Here is a 20,233-nt window from a genome sequence, read left to right as displayed (position 1 = left end):
ATAGTGAATATACAAAAAGGGAATGGGAAAAATGATTATTCCAAAAGAGGTTTTGAAAAAATTTGATGAGATGTACAGGGAATTAGTTCTCGCTGATGAAAAAGATCATGAAATTTGGTTTGAATATGTGTTTTTATCCTGGCAATGGTGGCTTTGTATTGCACTTACAATTATTCCATGGATTTTATGGTGGAAATTTAGAAAAAAAGAAAGCACTAACCGTTTAATATTAGGGGCATTTTATATCATGACGATTTCTTTGATCCTGGATTCTTTCGGAACGGAATTAGGTTTTTGGGATTACAGATATGAACCTGTCCCATTTTTACCGTCGTTTTTGCCTTGGGATTTAAGTTTTCTCCAGTGCTCTTTCTTTTTCTTGTACAAATAAAAACAAATATTCCGCCTATGATCAAGGCTATTTTATATGGGGTCTTAGGTGCATTTATTGGTGAACCATTTTTTGAATGGTTAGGGTTTTATAAATCAATAAACTGGAATCCCTTTTTTTCTTTTCCTATTTATATTTTTAAATTTTTGATTGGTTATTACCTTGTTTCAGGCAAAAATTTTGAGCCTTTATTAGAAAAGAGATAGGCAAAGAGCAATTTGAAAGTAAATAAATCGCTGTCATTGGTATTATTTTTTATTATTTGGAAATAATATTTACCCTCTTAATTATCACTTGATGTTTAGAAAGGTTCAACTATGGAAGCTAGAAAACTTCATGAGTATAAATCACCAATTACAGCTTTATTATGGTCAGTATTGATGTGCGGTTTCGGTCAGTTCTACAACGAACAATATATTTTTGGTACGGTGCTTTTGTTGTGTGAAGGTATGGTCAATGTGCTTTCTAAATTAAATGTGTCGATTCTTCATTCTTTTCATGGAAATTTCCAAATGGCTCATGATGTTGTCAGTTATCAATGGGGAATTTTTTATCCATCTATTTATGGTTTTTCAATGTGGCAAGCCTATAACAAAGCAATCACCATAAATTATCAGCGAAAAGGAAAAGAGCCGCCAAAAAAAACATATTTAACCGGATTTTGTTTAGGATTAGCACTTGGTATGAATATTGGCGTTATTTGGCAACCTCACTTTCTTCATACCGACCGATTAATTGAAATATTTATTAGCCCCGTATTTAACGGAATGCTTTTAGGAGTTATTGGCGGCATAACAGGACATTTACTTGAAAAAAACATAAAAAGCTAGTATGAGGCTGTCTCAAACCTCCATGGCATATCAGCCACCACGATGAATGAAAATGTTTTCGACCTTTGACCCGCCAATTTATAATGAAATTAGCAGGTCAAAGGTCGTTGCTTTTTTGCTTTTTACCGGACATTTTCGTATAAAAAGCCTAAGGGTCAGACTCCATAACACAATATATAGGACATAATGTTGGATAAATGTGCTATATATTGATAAATGCACATGGGGTCAGACCCTTATGAGACAGCCTCATTTTTTGTGGAAAAGGGGCGGAGCTACGCTAACAAAATTAGAAATGCCAACTTATCATTTGCAAGATATTTGTTTAGCTTTGTAAATATTTAGAGCTTTGCTTCGCTCACACCGACTTATTATGTTGGTTCTGTTTTATAATGAAAGCTATTTCCATGTTAGGGTTGGGAGTTTTAAACTCATTCCCGTTTTTTATTAAAAATCTTTCTAAAGGCGGAAATTATTAAGTCTGAATATTTAGAATTTGTATTGTTTTTGCCTAGATAGCAGGCTAAGATACTTATATAGATGAGAGACTGGAATCAATGGAGGACGATATATATGATTTTGCATGAGGAATTGCAAAAAATATTATCGAAAGACCAGATAACCGTTAATGAAACAATTTTAGAGCAGCACAGCAAAGATGAATCATACCATACACCTCATCTTCCTGATGTGGTCGTTTTTCCTGAATCAACAGAGGATGTAAGCAAGGTGATGAAATTTGCGAGCACGAATAAAATTCCGGTTGTCCCGTTTGGTTTGGGGACCAGCCTCGAGGGGCACGTCATTCCTTATCAAGGGGGAATCTCCCTCGATTTTCAAAGAATGAACAAAGTTTTAGAAGTGCGGCCGAGGGATTTTCTTGTCAGAGTCCAACCGGGTGTTACACGTTCCCAAGTCAATAAGGAACTGAAAAAATACGGGCTATTCTTCCCGGTAGACCCGGGAGCAGACGCTACGTTAGGAGGAATGGCCGCAACGAATGCAAGCGGAACAACTTCGGTTCGTTATGGTGTCATGCGGGATCAAGTGAAAGATCTTGAAGTAGTTTTAGCGGACGGAGAGATCATTCGCACCGGCGGACTTTCAGCTAAATCGTCTTCCGGATATAACTTGACCGGACTGTTCGTAGGTTCAGAAGGCACGCTCGGTATTTTTACCGAACTGGTGCTGAGGGTGCATGGAATTCCTGAGGAAATTGTGGCGGCACGAGCTTCCTTTCCGACTGTAGAACAGGCGGTCAATACGGCTGTCTCCATTCTTGGAGCGGGCATCCCTGTCGCCAGGGTAGAACTTGTGGATGCACGCTCGATTCGTCAGATTAACCGGCAGTTTGACAGAGATTACAAGGAAGAGCCTACACTGTTTTTAGAGTTCCACGGGAATCAAGCAGGTGTTGTACAGGATGTTGAACTCGCCAAGGAGCTGGCCGTTCAGGAAGAATGCAGTGAATGGGCGTTTGAGACAGAGACGAAAGCACGTGTCCAATTATGGGAAGCCCGCCACAATCTCGCTTATGCTTTCCTGCATGGATCGCCAGGTAAAAAGATGATGGTTACAGATGTTTGCGTCCCACTTACCGAACTTGCAGATGCAGTGAAATTTGCCAGGTACGAGCTGGATGAATCAGGATTAGACGGTGCGCTGCTCGGCCACATTGGGGATGGAAATTATCATGCTTTAGTGATGTTTAATCCGGAAGATGCCGGCGAAATGTCCCGAGCGGAAAAGTTTAATGCCAGATTGGTGGAATATGCATTGAGCCGGGGAGGAACGTGCACCGGAGAACACGGGGTTGGAGTTGGGAAAAGAAAATACCAGATACAGGAACATGGTTCTGCTGTTAACATTATGACCCGCATTAAACAATCCCTTGATCCGTTAAATATTTTAAACCCTGGAAAGGTTCTGCCAAATCCGCAACCATCAGAAAAACTGTAGAAATAATAAAAGGAAATTTGAGCCATTACCGTTAAGGAAGTCGTCTCTTTTTTTATGGAGAGATAAAACACGTTTTATTGGATATAACTTAAAATTTTTTGCTCAATTTTTATTCATCTATGGTAAAATTTAAATAGGAACATATATTCTCTTTAATTAGGGAACCCAAAGCTCGCCATTTCAACGGCGATTCAGTTCATGGGGCTGGCTCAAAAGCAAAGGGTCAGACCCTGGAAAGTTTAGAGTTTAGGAGATTAATATGAAGTTAATCATTGCAGAAAAGCCCGATCAAGGTTTAAAATTGGCAGCTCCTTTCTCTTTTAAGAAAAAGGATGGTTATTTAGAAATAGCACCCAATCATATTTTTCCTAACGGTGCGTTATTGACTTGGGCAATTGGCCATTTATGTGAGCTCGTTCCACCCGAAGACTATGATCAAAAGTGGAAGAAATGGTCGCTGGAAACGCTGCCCATTATCCCGGATCGCTTTCAACATCGTGTAGTAAAAGCGAAGTGGAAACAGTTTAAAATTATAAAAGAACTCGTTCTTCGAAAGGATGTCTCTGAAATTATTATCGGGGGCGACGCGGAAAGGGAAGGAGAAGCGATTATCAGAATTATCCTTTCCCAGTGTAAAAATAATAAAAAAATGAAGCGTCTTTGGATTTCTTCTTTAACTCCAAAGGCTGTGATCAAAGGATTTGAAAATTTATTGGATGAATCGGAAACAAGAAACATATATTATGAAGCCCTCAGCAGAGCTTGTGCAGATTGGCTTGTCGGAATGAATGCTTCACGTGCTTATACACTTTTGCTTCAACAAAAAGGCATTTCGGATGTGTTTTCGACAGGACGTGTACAAACGCCGACACTTGCGCTTATTGTAAAAAGGGAAAAAGAAATTGAAAACTTTCAATCAGAACCTTATTGGGAAGCGGCCGCCATTTTTCATATGAACGGAAAACGATATAAGGGCAAGTGGCATAAAAATGGAGAAACACGATTGAGAGAAAAAGAAATGGCTGAAAAAATTGCTCAGTTTTGTGAAGGGAAGCCGGCTGAAATCCAATCGGTTGAAAAAGAACGTAAAGAGTTTCAACCCCCGTATTTCTTTAATCTATCATCTTTACAGGCAACAGCAAATAAAAGGTATAAATACCCTCCGCAAAAAACACTGGATATTGCGCAAAAATTATATCTAAAAGGAATTATTTCATATCCCCGAAGCGACTCAAATTTTGTAACTAAAGAAGAAGCAGCAATGATTCCAGAAATTCTTCAAAAATTAAGCCGGTTAGAACAATATAATAAATTTTTCCCCCTGCCTGTAGATTCGATCATGAATAATAAACGCTACGTTAATGAAAAAAAAGTCACAGATCATTATGCGATTATACCAACGGAACAGGTAACAGACCCGGCAACATTATCCAGTGATGAGCAAAACATCTATAACTTGATCGTAGAGCGTTTAATTGCTGCGCATTACGATAAAGCAATTTTTGATTATACAACCATTCACACATTAGTAGATGGCCGGGCTGCTTTTATCTCTAAAGGAAAAGAGCAGATTCAAGAAGGCTGGCGCAAAGTGATTTATAGCGGGCAAAATGAAAAGAGTATTGAAGACGATGAACAAGATTTGCCGTCCTTACAAGAAGGAGAACAAGGAATCGTTCAAAAAGTAATCGTTAAGGAAGGGAAGACGCAACCACCTAAACGATATACAGAAGGCCAGCTTATTACATTAATGAAAACGGCAGGTAAACATTTGGAAGATGAGGAACTTGTCAAAGTGTTAAATCAAACCGAAGGGTTAGGAACAGAGGCAACACGTGCAGGAATTATCGGTGTTTTGAAAGATCGAAAATACATTGAGGTTAAGAAAAACCAAGTGTTTGCCACGAATAAAGGAAAAGTGCTGATTAAGTCTATAGGCGAAAGCATATTGGCTTCACCTGAAATGACAGCGAAATGGGAACAACGTTTGCATGAAATAGGAGAAGGAAAGGCATCGCCTAAAGAATTTATAGAACAGGCGAAAAAGCTGGCAATAAAGTTAATTGAAGATGCGAAAAAACAAAGTAAAACTTGGAAGTTTGAAGGATATGATTTAGAAGAATTCAAGAAGCAGAATAAAGGAAAAAAGAAAACAACAACAGGAACAAAAATAGGAAAATGCAAGAAGTGTGAAGGGGATGTAGTTGACAAAGGAACTTTTTATGGCTGCTCAAATTACTCGGCGACGAAGTGTGACTTTACAATTTCCAAGAAAATTTTAGGCAAGACGATATCACAGGCTAATATAAAGAAACTGCTTAAAGACGGAAAAACTGAACTGATTAAAGGATTCAAAAAAGGTGAGAAAACATTCGATGCAAAGTTAGAATGGTCGGAAAATAAGCTGAAATTTCTGCTTGAACAAAAATGAGAGGTTGAGTCATAAGGGTTTGACCTCCTCTGTATTGGAGGGGTCTGACCCTTTGTTTTTTAATACGGAAGTAAAAGCATCTACAGATACTGGACTCAGTTATATAACACTTTAAATTTTGATATACCAATGGTTATTGATATAATTTAGCGATGAACAAGAGGCTGTCTCATAAGGGTCTGACCTCATGTGCATTTATCAATATATAGCACATTTATCCAACATTATGTCCTATATATTGTTATGGGGTCTGCCCCTTAGGCTTTTAAGACAGCCTCTTTTCAAAATATCTTTGTTGAGGCGTTTTCAAATGGTTTTTCTTCAATCTTTTTATCACTTGATGCGTTATACTTGTATAGTTTATATTGGGGGTTAATTAACGTGTGCCTTATTTTGTTTGCTTATCGTGTTCATCCTGATTACCCACTCATTTTGGCTGCCAACCGCGATGAGTTTTACGAACGTCCAACAGCTCCTGCGGCATTTTGGGATGATCATCCTTTTGTGCTGGCCGGACGCGATTTGGAGAAAGGGGGTACGTGGATGGGAGTTACCCGGACCGGGCGCTTCGCTGCGATTACAAATTACCGCGCTCCCGGACATGACCGTCCGGACGCCAAATCACGCGGTTTTCTCGTCAGCGACTATCTAACCGGTACAGATAAACCGAAGGAATATCTCGAAAAAGTACAGCAAGATCGTGGACTTTACAATGGCTTCAACTTGCTGGTGGGGGATACTGAATCACTTTATTATTATTCACCGATCCTTGACGAAATCAGCAAAGTTGCACCGGCCATCCACGGCCTAAGCAACGCGGTGTTGGATACGCCATGGCCTAAAATTAAAAAAGGGAAAGAAAAACTAACAAAAGCAATAAGCTATAAAATCATTGACGAAGCACTTTTGTTGTCAATTTTGTCCGACTCTGAAGAAGCACCGGAAGAAGAGCTGCCTGACACCGGGGTAGGGAAAGAGTGGGAAAAAATGTTATCTCCGATATTTATCAAGAGCAGCCAATACGGAACAAGAGCTTCTACCATTTTGATGATTGATCACGATAACAATATTGTGTTTAACGAAAAATCACTTCTGCCTGAATTACGGCAATGGAAACAATCCCGCTTTACGTTTTCCGCCGAGGACTAAAAGACATGGAAAAGAAAGCTGGATTGCCTTGTTTCTGTTTTGTATATATAGTAAACTCTTATTGATGATCGTTTAATAATGGGAGGGTACCGGATGCCGACACCAAGTATGGAGGATTATATTGAACAAATTTATATATTAATTGAAGAAAAAGGATATGCAAGAGTTTCGGATATTGCCGAAGCGCTGTCCGTCCATTCCTCCTCAGTCACAAAAATGATTCAAAAACTTGATAAAGATGAATATCTTGTATATGAAAAATATAGAGGCCTTATTTTAACGCCAAAAGGGAAAAAAATCGGAAAGCGCCTTGTATATAGACATGAGCTTCTTGAACAGCTATTGCGTATCATCGGTGTGAAAGAAGAACACATTTACCAAGATGTTGAAGGAATTGAACATCATCTTAGCTGGGACGCAATTGACCGAATCGGCGACCTGGTCCAATATTTCGAAGAAGATGAAAGCAGAATTGAAGCATTAAGAGCAATTCAAAAAATGAACGATAATTAAAAGAGGCTGGCTCATAAGGGTCTGACTCCCTCGATCGGAGGGGTCAGACCCTTTGCTTATGGGCCAGCCTCTTCGTTTTCGCTAATATTTATTAAACTCATAGTTTTGCACCCTACCAATTTTGACAATCAAAAAGGAATAAAAATATTTTTCTGGAAATGATCGTTAATGAAACGATTCAGCGGGGCAAAACGTACTAATATACAAAAGAGCAGGTGAGACAAACCAAATATAGAAAGGGAGAATTGAAAGTGAGAAGGTATTCCATCGAGGATTTTGTTAACGAAACGAAGCAGCATGACAAAGGGGAAGGCGTGTTTGAGCTTGAAACACCAAGAATACTTGAAATAAATCTGAACGGTCAAATATGGGCAAAAGCGGGAGCGATGGTTTCCTATCGGGGAAACATAAAGTTTGAACGGGAAGGAATTTTTGAACATGGCCTTGGAAAAATGTTCAAAAAAGCATTAACCGGTGAAGGTACTTCGTTAATGAAAGCAACCGGAAACGGAAAGCTGTATGTTGCAGATCAAGGAAAGAAAATTTCAATTTTATATTTGCAGAACGAATCGATTTTTGTAAACGGCAACGACCTATTAGCATTTGAGCCCTCCATTAATTGGGATATTAAACTTATGAAAAGAGTCGCAGGAATGATCTCCGGAGGGTTATTTAACGTCCGCCTTGAAGGCCGGGGGATGGTCGCGATTACGTCCCACTATGAACCTTTGACTCTGTTGGTTACTCCTGATAATCCGGTTTATACCGACCCAAACGCAACGGTCGCATGGTCAGGTACGCTTGTGCCTGAGTTTGTGACAGATATTTCGTATAAAACCTTCCTTGGAAGAGGAAGCGGAGAATCGATTCAAATGAAATTTTCAGGAAACGGCTTTGTCGTCGTCCAGCCGTTTGAGGAAATTTACCTAACACAGCAATCGTAACAAATATCGAGGCTGACTCAAATGCAAAGGGTCAGACCCCTCAAAGACAAACACTGATAAAACCATTCAATATTTTGTCTTTGCCGGAGGGGGTCAGACCCTTCTTGTATCATCTTTGTTTTATAGCGTTATAACGCAATTTTCCTCCATTTGCTGAATGGCATAATCAACAATGGTTTTTGTGGAAAATGGCTGGTAAATTTCATTTAGAGAGTTTTTCATTTTAATAACGAGTGATTCATCCCGGAAAAGCCTTTGTATATGATCGAATGTTTCTTTATTTGAATAGGAAATAAGGGCCGCACCCTTTTCTGCAAAATACTTTGCATTCTCCGCTTCCTGTCCCGGCACCGGTTTGTAAAGGATTAATGGAATTTGTAACGCGGCTGATTCCGTCAACGTAAGCCCGCCGGGCTTTGTCACTAAACAGTTGGAGACGATAAAAATTTCATGAATTTCTTCGACATATCGAAACAGACGGATGGAATCAGGAAATCGTGAAACAAGCGGGGAAAGTTTTTCGTATAACTTTTCATTTCTTCCGCATACCACTAAGATCTGATAAGCGGGGTTTTGTAAAAGAGTTTCACAAAGCTCTTTAACATTTTTCAAAACTCCATCAGCGCCCGCAAGAATAGTAATGACCTTTTTATGAGAAGATATTTTGTATTTTCGATAAACCTTTTTCCTGTTTAAATCCATTTCAAAAGAAGAGCGAATAGGAATTCCGCTGACTGTGATGCGTTGTTCCTCTATATTTTTGGCGAGCAATGACAACTTGACGGATTTTGATGCGACAAAATAATGGTCAATTAAAGGATTGGTCCAATAAGGGTGAGCACAATAATCCGTAATGACGGTATAAACCGGGATGGAAGATTTTGATTTCTTGATGAGAAAAGGTGCTGTATGAAGCGGAAAAGTTGTGATGACAAACGACGGGTTATATAGAGCGATCAGCTCCAATAAACGCTTGCGCCCCAAGTATTTGGAGAACTGGACAAGTCCTTTCGAATGGAGCTTATTTGTTCCATAATAAAACCATTTATAAAAGGAAGGTCCATACGTAAAACTTTTTAGAAGTAAAGATTGTGTTAAATTTGTAAAAGCAGGATAAGATTCACCAAACAAATCGGAAACGACCGATTCAAAACCTTTCCTGTTTATTTCTTGAGCAATTACTTTTGCTGCCTGTAAATGGCCACTTCCGTAACGGGCTGTAAGAATAAGAGCGGATGGACGCTTCAAGTGAAATCCCCCTAGCAATTACTTTTTTTCAGAATATCATGTTTTTGTATAGGAAATATGAAGAAATATTCATGAATTGTAAAGGATATTAGAAAGTTTTATAACTTGTTTAAGGATAATGGAACATCCTAAAACAAAAAACAGGCGCAAGACTTTCTCTCACGCCTGATTTTGTTAATCCCATTCGTAAGGTGTTTCTTGGTAGACGTAGTAATTTAACCAATTGGAGAATAATAGATGTGCATGGGAACGCCAGCGGTTAACCGGCGGCAATGATGGATCATCGTTCGGGAAATAGTTTTCAGGCACATGAATATCAAGTCCCTTTTTAATATCGCGGCGGTATTCTTGGCTCAATGTCTCGGCATCATACTCAAGGTGCCCGGTAATCATAATTTGCTTACCGTTATTTGCACTCATAATAAATGGCCCTGCTTCGTCTGATGCAGAAAGTAATTTTATGTTGTCCGAATTCATGATTTCTTCTATCGAAACGTCCGTATAGCGGGAATGAGGAGCGACAAATACATCATCGAAGCCTCTTAACAGCTTTTCCGTTCTATCTAAAACCTTATGTCTGAAGACTCCGGAACATTTTCTCGGAAGTTCAAATTTACCGATTCCAAAGTGATAGTATAAAGCAGCCTGTGCACCCCAGCAAATATGCAAGGTGGAAGTCACACTCTCAACCGACCAATCCATGATTTCCTTCAACTCTTCCCAATAATCCACCTCTTCAAAAGGAAGTAGTTCAACCGGTGCCCCGGTTATGATCATCCCGTCGAATTTTCTTTCCTTGATGTCCGAAAAGGTTTTGTAAAACATTTCCAAATGCAAAGCACTCGTATTTTTTGATATATGCGTTGCAGTCTTCAAAAAAGTAACATTTACCTGCAAAGGCGTATTTCCCAAAAGCCTGAGAAGCTGTGCTTCCGTTTTTTCTTTTTCAGGCATTAAGTTTAAAATTAAAATATTTAACGGCCTTATATCCTGGCGGTTGGCACGGTCTTCATCCATAACAAAAATATTTTCAGCTTCAAGAATTTCCCGTGCAGGAAGAAGCTTCGGTATTTTAATCGGCAATCGCGTATCCTCCTTCGTTTGAATTTTCAATTATTTCTATTATAACTACCAATCATTTAGTCAGCAATGATGTAAACTTATTTTAAGAAAAAAGTGAATATTTTTCTCTTAGAAAGCCCATTCCGGTGTTACAATAATGGGGGAAACTATTCAAATGTTTTCAGGGGGAAATTGACATGGAAATTAAAACAGAATTTAAGTCAGACATTGAAATTGCCCAGATGGCAAAACTGAAACCGATACGTGAAATAGCAGAAAAAATCGGTCTAACTGAAGATGATATTGAATTATATGGGAAGTATAAAGCAAAGCTATCCTTTGATACATTAAATAAATTGAAAACAAAAGAAAATGGGAAAATTATTTTGGTAACTTCGATAAATCCTACTCCGGCCGGGGAAGGGAAATCAACGGTGACTGTCGGGCTTGCTGATGCTTTTAACAAGATCGGCAAAAAGGCGATGATCGCTTTGCGCGAACCTTCACTTGGTCCAACTATGGGAATTAAAGGAGGAGCAACCGGGGGCGGCTTTGCCCAAGTACTTCCGATGGAAGACATCAATTTGCATTTCACTGGCGACCTTCACGCGATAACGACAGCGAACAATGCACTGGCAGCATTAATTGATAACCATCTGCAGCAAGGCAATGAACTGCGGATTGACCAGCGAAGGATTGTATGGAAGCGTGCTCTTGACTTAAATGACCGTGCGCTGCGAAAGGTTGTGATTGGATTAGGCGGCCCTGTACAAGGAGTGCCGCGCGAAGATGGCTTTGATATTACGGTTGCATCTGAAATCATGGCTGTTTTATGCTTGGCTGAAGACCTCGAGGATTTAAAGAGAAGGCTTTCAAGAATGGTCATTGCCTATAATTACGATAAACAGCCGGTAACTGTTGGAGATTTAGGGGTTGAGGGGGCATTGGCTTTATTATTGAAGGAAGCTGTAAAACCAAACCTCGTTCAAACAATTGAACATACTCCGGCGTTAATTCATGGCGGACCGTTTGCCAACATCGCCCATGGCTGCAACAGTGTGATTGCGACAACTGCAGCATTAAAGCTTGCGGATTATGTCGTCACCGAAGCAGGATTTGGCGCGGATTTAGGTGCGGAAAAGTTCTTGAATATTAAGGCAAGAAGTGCAGGATTTCATCCGGAAGCTGTCGTCATTGTTGCCACGATTCGCGCCTTAAAAATGCATGGCGGTCTCTTAAAATCCGAATTAAAAAAAGAAGATATCGGCGCATTGACTCAAGGATTCGCCAATTTAAAGAAACATATTGAAACAATTAAAAGCTTTGGTCTCCCTTATGTTGTGGCCATCAACAAGTTTCATTCCGATACAGATCTCGAAATTCAAACACTTCTTAACTTGTGCAGAACGGAAAATATTCCTGTGTCATTAACGGAAGTATGGGAAAAAGGCGGTGCAGGCGGAGTAGATTTGGCGCAGACCGTATTACGAGTAATCGAAGAAAAAGAAGCGAATTTCTCTCCTTTATACGATCTTTCGGAACCGTTGGAAGAGAAAATCCGTACCATTGTGCAAAAAGTATATGGAGGGAAAGACGTTGAATTTTCTCCTAAAGCGAAAAAGCAGCTTATCGAATTTGAAGCAAATGGCTGGGGCAATTTGCCTGTGTGCATGGCGAAAACCCAGTACTCTTTGACAGACGATCCCGGAAAGCTCGGACGGCCAACTGATTTTACAATAACCGTTCGCGAGTTAAAGCCATCAATCGGTGCCGGGTTCATTGTTGCCTTAACCGGAGAAGTAATGACAATGCCGGGCTTGCCAAAACAGCCCGCAGCCTTAAACATGGACGTGGATGAAAACGGAAGAGCTGTCGGATTGTTTTAGCCAATTGTGCCTGTCAAGGCGAAATGTGGAGTGATACAATGTTTGATCCTACTGCTTTTGAAAATATGAAAGTTGTAATCGAAGGTGCTGTGTATGACCGCGATCTTAGCGGAGAAATACGCGTTATCGATCGAAATGATTTGATAAACACGGCCAAGCTTTCCAGAGAATTTAACATTTCTTTTATCGATGCTGGAGAAATTCAAGCGCAAAAAATAATTGCAAAATTCATAATGAAGGCAGAGCTTGAAAATCTGGCTGCAGAACTGCTTCCTGCAGCCCAATCAGTCAAGCTTTCCGGCTCCAATGTTATGATCGTTTTTATCGCCGAGCATGAAAATGACACGGAGATCAATAAGAAAATATTGAAGACGGTCAAGGAAATTTGGGGAGAAAATAGAACCGTCACACAAAAAATCATTATATATCCGTCTGCAGACAACAAATCGATTAAAAGTGAAACGACTGTTTCTTTTAATCGATTGATTAGTGAAGAACAAATTGATGATCTGGCAGAAATGATCCCTTTCATGATACGAACTTTAAAAAAATTGGCTGCAATTGTATAATGAACAAGGTTGATGCGATGGCTTTCACAATGATTGGATGTCAGCAAATTTACATAAAATATTAGGAGATCTTGAAAAATTTTTAAAAACGGATGGCCTTGCCGTAATTGGCAAGGTTTTTTATTATAGGAGATTAACGAGGAAGCAGCGATGAACTTATTTTTGCGATCCGAGGATTCTAATTGAAGTCAAAAAATAGTGGTAAAACGGTATTTTTGATATTATATGAACCTTTATTTTAATATATGAGTCGTCGTTCTGAAATATAAGCCTTCATTTTCATATATGATCCTTTAAATTGATAAATTAGTCGTCGTTTTGATAAATGAGTCCTTATTTTCATATATGAGCCTTCAATCTAGTTAATAAGTCCTTTGAAGTGTACAAATCTTTTTCTTTTTTTACAAAGAAGAATATATAAATATAAAGGGTGAGATTTAATGTCACGGGTTGCCTGGGTCACAGACAGCACTGCTTATATTGACGAAGAACTAAAAAACCATCCCGATGTTTACACGATTCCAATGACGATTCTTCTCGATGAAGAGGAATTTTTAGATGGCATTGATCTTTCGCCGCATCAGCTGTTTGAAAGGCTGAAATCGTTAAAAACACCGCCGAAAACCTCTCAGCCATCGGTTGGAGCTTTTCAAAAGCTTTATACAAGTCTGTCGGAAAAATATGATTCCATCATTTCCGTACATGTATCTTCAAACTTAAGCGGAACCGTTTCTTCAAGTGAACAAGCGGCCCAAATGGTTGATATTCCTGTAATAACAATTGATTCAAAAATCCTTACCTATCCTTTGTCTGCTCTTATCAAAATTGGTATAAGCTGTATTGAGTCAGGGTTAAGCATACAGGAAACGAAAAAAAGAATGGAACAGGTCGCCGGCAGCAATGAAACATACGTCCTGATCGGAAGTCTTGAACAGCTTCATCGCAGCGGAAGAATGTCGGGAGTGCAATTTTTGCTTGGAAGCATGCTGAGTATCAAGCCGATCATTACAATTGAAAACGGCAGCCTCCATGTAAAAGAAAAAGCGAGAAGCGAAAAAAAAGCAAAGGAAAAGATTGCTTTATACTTGCGAGAATCCCTGGAGAAGCATTCGTTTAAAGAAGTATATATATTATACGGGCTTCATGAAGATCCGGCGAAATCATGGCTATCCGAGCTTGAGGAAGAGTTCCCTGACATCCGGTTCATTTGCTGCCCGCTCGGAGCTACCATCGGTGTCCACGCAGGAGAACATACTCTTGGAATCAGCTGGTTCCGGGATTTGAAATAGTGCTGTCAAGGCACTTTTTCTTTTTTACGGCTCTCTTTCTTTCATGCTAAAATTAATTTTGGGATGAAAGAAGGTGTCTTTATGAAAGAGGAAATAATGAAAAGAACAGAAGCATTCGTCAAACAGATGATGGGCCGGGATTCAACGGGCCATGACTGGCATCATGTTGACCGCGTAAGGAGGAATGCTTTAAATATTTCAAAAAAAGAACAATCCGGTGATCCGTTTATTATTGAGATGGCTGCGCTTCTCCACGACATCCCGGATGATAAATTGAATAACAGTCATGAAGAAGGCCGGCATAAACTTGCAGGCTTCATGGATGTGCTTGATTTGCCTCCGGCGGTTAAAAAGCATATTACGGAGATTATTTTTTCGATCTCTTTTAAAGGCGGAAAAGGCCCGAAGCTTTCTTCAGCTGAAGCTAAAATTGTTCAGGATGCAGACAGGCTTGATGCCATTGGGGCGATCGGCATTGCCAGGGCTTTTGCATTTGGCGGAAAAAAAGGCCAGCCAATATTTGATCCGAGCCTTTCCGTACGTGATAACATGACGGTTGAAGAATACCGAAATGGTGAATCTTCTTCTATTCATCATTTTTATGAAAAGCTTCTTCAAATAAAAGACAGCTTACATACAGCAACAGCCAAAGAAATGGCAAAGGAACGCCATCAATTTATGGAAGCATTTCTCACTCAATTTTACAGCGAATGGAATGGTCAAGCATGAAAATGATTTCGATTGAACAAGTATCAAAAACATACGGAGAGAAACAGTTGTTTCGCGACATTTCCTTTACGATTGCGGAAAAAGAGAGAGTAGGCTTAATTGGCGTGAACGGTACAGGGAAATCATCTTTGCTGAAAATTGTCGCCGGAGTTGACATTCCGGATTCAGGCAAAATCATCTGTGCAAAGGATTATAAAATCTCTTATTTAGCTCAGAAACCGGAATTAAACCCTGAATTGACCGTTTTGGGACAAGTTTTTGAAGGTGATGCTCCTGTATACCAATTATTGAGGAAATATGAACAAGCGCTATTAGAACTAACTCATTCGCCAAATAATCAAACACTTCAAGAACGAGTGTTTGAATATCAGCGGAAAATCGATTCGATGGATGCATGGGATACAAGCACAAACGCGAAATCAATTTTAACAAAACTTGGAATTGATGATGTTAATAAAAAGATTGGAGAACTATCAGGAGGGCAAAAGAAACGGGTAGCTCTTGCCCAAGTTTTGATTCAAGAACCCGACCTGGTTATCCTCGATGAGCCTACAAACCATCTTGACTACGAATCTGTCAAATGGCTCGAAGAATACTTGGCAAGATACAATGGAGCTCTTTTGCTTGTCACTCATGACCGTTATTTCCTTGACCGGGTAACAAACCGCATTTTTGAATTGGATGGAGGAAATTTATACAGCTATAAAGGGAATTATGCTGCTTTTCTCGAAGCGAAAGCAATCCGTGAAGAAAACGAAGCAGCTAGCGTTGAAAAAAGAAAGAATCTTTACCGCCGTGAACTTGAGTGGATCAGGAGAGGAGCAAAAGCAAGATCAACAAAACAAAAAGCAAGAATTCAGCGTTTTGAAAAATTGGATGAACAGCTGTCAAATGTAAAAAGCACTGAAAAGCTGGATATTGCGTTAAGCGGAAGCAGGCTTGGAAAACAAGTATTTGAACTGAAATCTGCTTCAAAATCTTATGAAAATCAAATCATTTTAAAAGATTTTAACTTGCTTGTCAAACCCGGTGACAGAATCGGAATTATCGGCCGGAACGGCACCGGGAAATCCACGCTTCTGAATATTCTTGCCGGAAAGATTCCGCTCGATCACGGGGAATTCATTGCCGGCCAAACGGTCAAAACCGCTTTTTACACGCAAGAAAGCGAGGACATGGATGAATACAAGCGGATGATTGAATATTTGAAAGAAACCGCTCAAGTAGTCCAAACATCTGACGGAAAAACGATTTCCGCTGCCCAGATGCTTGAACGATTTCTTTTTCCCATGCATACCCACGGAACGCCGATCAGAAAATTGTCCGGCGGGGAAAAACGCCGGCTCTACTTATTGAAAATCCTGATGGAAGAACCAAATGTCCTCCTTCTGGATGAACCGACCAATGATCTTGATACGCAAACATTGACGGTTCTTGAAGATTATTTAGATGATTTTCCCGGCGTTGTGATAACTGTATCCCATGACCGCTATTTCCTTGATAAAGTTGCCGAACAGCTTCTCGTATTAAAAGGCGATGGAATCATTGAGTCTTTTTACGGAAACTATACCGAGTATTTGGAAAAACAGTCAGCCACAGCAAACCCTAAACAACCTAAAAAACAAGAGAAGACGCCGGTTCAAGAAAAACCGAAGAAGAAAAGAATGAGTTTTAAGGAGAAAAAAGAGTGGGAAGAGATTGATGATCATATCGAAAAAATCGAATCCCGCCTGCGTGAAATTTCAGAGGAAATGGCGTATACAGGCAGCGATTTTGAAAAAGCTCAGAAGCTAGTGGAAGAAGAAGCGGAGCTCAATGAAAAACTCGAACATTTAATAGAGCGGTGGACTTATTTGTCAGAACTCGCGGAAAATGAATAAAAAACAATTTCGTGCCCGGTGAATTCACCGGGTTTCTTTTTTTAAGCCAAAAAGGGCACAAAATGTGAATCGTTCATATTCGTATGTTAAAATGAATAATCAATGTGATTATGTTGAAAAAGGATGAAGCTAGATGAAAATCATTGCAATCGAACCTACTCCAAGTCCAAATACGATGAAAATCATATTGGATGAAGAACTTCCTATGGGGAAGAGGAACAATTATAAAAAAGAAACGAGTGAAGGTGCGCCGGAAGTCATCCGGAACATACTCGAAATTGAAGGTGTCAAGAGCGTTTATCATGTAGCAGATTTTTTAGCCGTTGAAAGAAATGCGAAATATGACTGGAAAACTATTTTGCCACAAGTAAGAGAAGCTTTTGGGGAAGACCAAGATGACGTAAGCGCAGCAGAATCAGCCATTAATGATCATTTTGGTGAAATTAAAGTGCTTGTTCAAATGTATAAGGGAATCCCGATGCAAATAAAATTAACGGACGGAACGGAAGAAAGACGGTACGGATTGCCGGAAATGTTCATAAATGCAGTAAAACGCGCACAGGACCCGAATGATAATATTGTGATTGAACGGAAGTGGAAAGAATTTGGTGTCCGCTACGGAGATTTCGATCAGATTGGCCATGATGTTAAAGAGGAATTAATGGCAGCCTATCCCGATGAAAGGCTTGAAGCGCTTGTAAAAGCAGCGAAAGATCCTGAAAGAAAAAATCAATCAAAACAAATTCGGGAAAGGAAGAAAGTTTCCCTTGACGATTTAAACGATCCCGATTGGAGAAAACGATATCAACTGCTTGAACAAATGGATGACCCGACAATCGATGATCTTCCGATTTTGGAAAAAGCACTTCATGACGAAAAGGCGTCGATTAGAAGGCTCGCAGTTGTTTATCTTGGAATGATTGAAGATAAAAGAGTTCTGCCGTTGCTTTATAAAGGTTTAAAAGATAAAACGGTTACGGTAAGGAGGACGGCAGGAGATTGCTTGTCCGATTTAGGATTTGAAGAAGCAATGGACGAAATGGTGGAAGCGTTGAAAGATGGGAGCAAGCTTGTCCGCTGGCGGGCAGCCATGTTTTTGTATGAAGCAGGCGATGAAAGGGCACTTCCTGCTTTAAAAGCTGCTGAGGATGATCCTGAATTCGAAGTTGGCATGCAAGTAAAACTTGCGATCGCCCGGATTGAAGGCGGCGAGGAAGCGAAGGGATCAGTCTGGAAGCAAATGACCGAAGCAAGAAAACAAGATAGCCAAACAAACAAAAAGGATTAACCTTCAAAGGTTAGTCTTTTTTTGAATTTACCGCTAAAATTCATTATTATTGCGATTTTTTCAATATAACTGCGACAAATTTGATATATCAGCTATTTTTTCAAAATAGCGGCGATTATCAAATTGGAGCCGAATTTTATATTTTTGCCGCGATTATTGCGTTTTACTGATAATACTGCAGATAAAATTGAAAGCGCTTTAATTTAATTGAAAACATTAAAATTTTGCAAAATTATTGAAAATATTTGTGAAAAGGTCTATATTTGAAAGAAAATAAAATTCGGAGGAAGATCAGATGACTAGAGACTTAAGAATTCGCAGCCATGTAATCAGTGATGATGAAAGAAGAGCTCCGAACCGTGCAATGCTTCGGGCAGTTGGATTTGCCGATGAGGATTTCCAAAAACCGATGATCGGGATTGCCAGTACATGGAGCGAGGTAACCCCTTGCAACATACATATTAATGAACTAGCCTTTAAAGCGAAACAAGGAGCAAAGGATGCAGGCGGTGCGCCGCTTGTATTTAATACGATTACCGTTTCGGACGGGATTTCAATGGGAACAGAGGGAATGAGATATTCTCTGCCGAGCCGTGATCTCATTGCCGATTCAATTGAAACGGTTGTAGGTGCTGAAAATTTAGATGGTTTTGTCGCAATCGGTGGCTGTGATAAAAACATGCCCGGCTGTTTGATGGCAATAGCGAGAATGAATTTGCCTTCTTTGTTTGTATATGGAGGAACAATCAGACCAGGAAAATTAAATGGAAAAGATATTGATATCGTTTCCGCATTTGAAGGTGTCGGCCAATATAATAAAGGAGACATCGACAAGGAAGGCCTGCATAAGATTGAATGCCATGCATGTCCCGGCGCCGGTTCTTGCGGGGGAATGTATACTGCCAATACTATGGCAAGCGCGATTGAAGCACTCGGTATGAGCTTGCCGGGAAGTTCTTCAAACCCTGCAGAAACAGATGAGAAACGATATGATTGTTATGAAGCGGGACGAGCTGTTTACCGTTTGCTTGAACAAGATATTCGCCCACGCGATATTTTAACGAAAAAAGCATTTGAAAATGCGATTACCGTTGTAATGGCTCTAGGCGGATCAACAAATGCGATTTTACATTTAATGGCGATTGCCCATGCTGCTGAAGTTGATCTTTCACTTGAAGATTTCAACCGGATTCAGAAAAAAGTTCCTCATATCGCTGACTTGAAACCGAGCGGCAAATACGTTATGCAGGACTTGCATGAGGCTGGTGGAGTTCAGGCAGTAATGAAAATGCTGCTTGAAGCTGGCCTGTTACATGGAGACTGCTTGACAGTTACCGGAAAAACATTGGCAGAAAACCTTGCTGAAGCCCCTGACTTGAAAGAAGGCCAAAAAATCATTTATCCGCTTGATAAGCCGCTCAAGGAAAAAGGCCCTCTTGTCGTTTTAAAAGGGAACCTTGCACCTGCCGGTGCTGTAGCAAAAGTTTCGGGCTTGAAAGTAACACGGCATACCGGACCTGCGAAAGTATTTAATGACGAAGAATCAGCAACGAAAGCCGTTTTAAACGGAGAAATTCAACCTGGCGATGTATTAGTCATCCGCTATGAAGGGCCTAAAGGCGGTCCGGGAATGCCTGAAATGCTCTCTATTTCCGGAATTCTTGTCGGAAAAGGCCTTGGCGAAAGCGTAGCGCTTTTAACAGACGGCCGTTTCTCAGGAGGAACCCATGGCCTTGTAGTGGGCCATATTGCTCCGGAGGCCCAAGTCGGCGGTCCAATTGCCTTTATTCAAAACGGTGACATGATCACAATTGACAGTGAAACGCAGGAGCTTTCCGTTGCCTTAACGGAGAGTGAATTGGAAGAACGAAAACGAAACTGGGAGCCGCCGGCGCTGCCATCCAGAGGAGCATTGGCGAAATATGCTAGACTCGTTTCATGTGCATCCAGAGGTGCAGTGACTGATTACTTTGAAGATGCACCGGCAAAAGAAACTTTAAAGCTCTAAACCCGAATGTAAAATTGCAATGTAAGCAGTAATTATAGTATGCTTACTTTGCAAACA

Annotated in this window: 16 protein-coding genes; 14 read left to right on the top strand and 2 right to left on the bottom strand. The window is 40.1% G+C overall.

Annotation, left to right across the window (positions count from 1 at the left end; all coding sequences use genetic code 11):
* The first annotated feature begins 31 nt into the window (after positions 1-31).
* The 7 genes from PB1_RS18195 (at position 32) to PB1_RS12600 (ending at position 8,217) form a co-directional block, all read left to right on the top strand.
* A complete protein-coding gene (locus tag PB1_RS18195; protein ID WP_004437159.1) occupies positions 32-391 on the top strand; it encodes a hypothetical protein in 360 nt (119 codons plus the stop codon).
* Between the two features lie 317 nt (positions 392-708).
* Positions 709-1,221: a hypothetical protein gene (locus PB1_RS12625; RefSeq protein WP_004437157.1), complete on the top strand. Its 513-nt coding sequence runs from the start codon at positions 709-711 to the stop codon at positions 1,219-1,221.
* Between the two features lie 573 nt (positions 1,222-1,794).
* Positions 1,795-3,180: an FAD-binding oxidoreductase gene (locus tag PB1_RS12620; RefSeq protein WP_004437154.1), complete on the top strand. Its 1,386-nt coding sequence runs from the start codon at positions 1,795-1,797 to the stop codon at positions 3,178-3,180.
* A 259-nt stretch (positions 3,181-3,439) separates the two neighbouring features.
* Positions 3,440-5,611, top strand: coding sequence for a DNA topoisomerase III (locus tag PB1_RS12615; protein WP_004437152.1), 2,172 nt, complete (start codon positions 3,440-3,442; stop codon positions 5,609-5,611).
* 381 nt (positions 5,612-5,992) lie between these two features.
* Entirely contained in the window at positions 5,993-6,760 is a 768-nt protein-coding gene (locus PB1_RS12610; RefSeq protein WP_004437151.1) for an NRDE family protein, read from the top strand.
* A gap of 93 nt (positions 6,761-6,853) precedes the next feature.
* Positions 6,854-7,273, top strand: coding sequence for a transcriptional regulator MntR (gene mntR, locus PB1_RS12605; RefSeq protein WP_004437148.1), 420 nt, complete (start codon positions 6,854-6,856; stop codon positions 7,271-7,273).
* A gap of 251 nt (positions 7,274-7,524) precedes the next feature.
* Positions 7,525-8,217 (top strand): AIM24 family protein, encoded by a 693-nt coding sequence (locus PB1_RS12600; protein ID WP_004437145.1) that lies wholly within the window; start codon positions 7,525-7,527, stop codon positions 8,215-8,217.
* 120 nt (positions 8,218-8,337) lie between these two features.
* On the opposite strand, the gene PB1_RS12595 is transcribed toward PB1_RS12600, so the two are convergent.
* Entirely contained in the window at positions 8,338-9,465 is a 1,128-nt protein-coding gene (locus PB1_RS12595) for an MGDG synthase family glycosyltransferase (RefSeq protein WP_004437143.1), read from the bottom strand.
* Between the two features lie 174 nt (positions 9,466-9,639).
* Positions 9,640-10,548 carry a homoserine O-acetyltransferase MetA gene (gene metA / locus PB1_RS12590; protein ID WP_004437142.1) on the bottom strand — a complete coding sequence of 303 codons (909 nt, stop codon included), beginning with the start codon at positions 10,546-10,548 and terminating at the stop codon, positions 9,640-9,642.
* A gap of 176 nt (positions 10,549-10,724) precedes the next feature.
* On the opposite strand from metA, the gene PB1_RS12585 reads away from it, so the two are divergent.
* The 7 genes from PB1_RS12585 to ilvD all read left to right on the top strand — a co-directional run bounded on the left by PB1_RS12585 (position 10,725) and on the right by ilvD (position 20,176).
* Positions 10,725-12,413 carry a formate--tetrahydrofolate ligase gene (locus tag PB1_RS12585; RefSeq protein WP_004437140.1) on the top strand — a complete coding sequence of 563 codons (1,689 nt, stop codon included), beginning with the start codon at positions 10,725-10,727 and terminating at the stop codon, positions 12,411-12,413.
* Positions 12,414-12,451: 38 nt separating this feature from the next.
* Positions 12,452-12,982, top strand: coding sequence for a hypothetical protein (locus tag PB1_RS12580; protein ID WP_004437138.1), 531 nt, complete (start codon positions 12,452-12,454; stop codon positions 12,980-12,982).
* Between the two features lie 440 nt (positions 12,983-13,422).
* Positions 13,423-14,271, top strand: a complete 849-nt coding sequence (locus PB1_RS12575) for a DegV family protein (RefSeq protein WP_004437136.1) — start codon at positions 13,423-13,425, stop codon at positions 14,269-14,271.
* 81 nt (positions 14,272-14,352) lie between these two features.
* Positions 14,353-15,000, top strand: a complete 648-nt coding sequence (locus tag PB1_RS12570; RefSeq protein ID WP_004437135.1) for an HD domain-containing protein — start codon at positions 14,353-14,355, stop codon at positions 14,998-15,000.
* On the top strand, positions 14,997-16,880 hold the full coding sequence (locus PB1_RS12565; RefSeq protein WP_004437133.1) for an ABC-F family ATP-binding cassette domain-containing protein: 1,884 nt from the start codon (positions 14,997-14,999) through the stop codon (positions 16,878-16,880). The genes PB1_RS12570 and PB1_RS12565 overlap by 4 nt, the downstream gene beginning before the upstream one ends.
* A 133-nt stretch (positions 16,881-17,013) precedes the next feature.
* The gene (locus PB1_RS12560; protein WP_004437132.1) at positions 17,014-18,168 is read left to right on the top strand and encodes a conserved virulence factor C family protein; all 1,155 of its coding nucleotides are present in this window, start codon (positions 17,014-17,016) and stop codon (positions 18,166-18,168) included.
* A gap of 295 nt (positions 18,169-18,463) precedes the next feature.
* The gene (gene ilvD, locus PB1_RS12555) at positions 18,464-20,176 is read left to right on the top strand and encodes a dihydroxy-acid dehydratase (RefSeq protein ID WP_004437130.1); all 1,713 of its coding nucleotides are present in this window, start codon (positions 18,464-18,466) and stop codon (positions 20,174-20,176) included.
* Positions 20,177-20,233: the final 57 nt, after the last annotated feature.

This window comes from Bacillus methanolicus PB1 (assembly GCF_000262755.1).
Classification (GTDB): domain Bacteria; phylum Bacillota; class Bacilli; order Bacillales; family Cytobacillaceae; genus Bacillus_Z; species Bacillus_Z methanolicus.
This window is presented reverse-complemented; position numbering and strand designations above follow the sequence as displayed.

What these genes read in the sequence shown, in the direction of transcription:
- PB1_RS18195 (WP_004437159.1), top strand. Translation starts at nt 32, where the DNA reads ATGATTATTCCAAAAGAGGTTTTGAAAAAATTTGATGAGATGTACAGG.
- PB1_RS12625 (WP_004437157.1), top strand. Translation starts at nt 709, where the DNA reads ATGGAAGCTAGAAAACTTCATGAGTATAAATCACCAATTACAGCTTTA.
- PB1_RS12620 (WP_004437154.1), top strand. Translation starts at nt 1,795, where the DNA reads ATGATTTTGCATGAGGAATTGCAAAAAATATTATCGAAAGACCAGATA.
- PB1_RS12615 (WP_004437152.1), top strand. Translation starts at nt 3,440, where the DNA reads ATGAAGTTAATCATTGCAGAAAAGCCCGATCAAGGTTTAAAATTGGCA.
- mntR (WP_004437148.1), top strand. Translation starts at nt 6,854, where the DNA reads ATGCCGACACCAAGTATGGAGGATTATATTGAACAAATTTATATATTA.
- PB1_RS12585 (WP_004437140.1), top strand. Translation starts at nt 10,725, where the DNA reads ATGGAAATTAAAACAGAATTTAAGTCAGACATTGAAATTGCCCAGATG.
- PB1_RS12580 (WP_004437138.1), top strand. Translation starts at nt 12,452, where the DNA reads ATGTTTGATCCTACTGCTTTTGAAAATATGAAAGTTGTAATCGAAGGT.
- PB1_RS12575 (WP_004437136.1), top strand. Translation starts at nt 13,423, where the DNA reads ATGTCACGGGTTGCCTGGGTCACAGACAGCACTGCTTATATTGACGAA.
- PB1_RS12570 (WP_004437135.1), top strand. Translation starts at nt 14,353, where the DNA reads ATGAAAGAGGAAATAATGAAAAGAACAGAAGCATTCGTCAAACAGATG.
- PB1_RS12565 (WP_004437133.1), top strand. Translation starts at nt 14,997, where the DNA reads ATGAAAATGATTTCGATTGAACAAGTATCAAAAACATACGGAGAGAAA.
- PB1_RS12560 (WP_004437132.1), top strand. Translation starts at nt 17,014, where the DNA reads ATGAAAATCATTGCAATCGAACCTACTCCAAGTCCAAATACGATGAAA.
- ilvD (WP_004437130.1), top strand. Translation starts at nt 18,464, where the DNA reads ATGACTAGAGACTTAAGAATTCGCAGCCATGTAATCAGTGATGATGAA.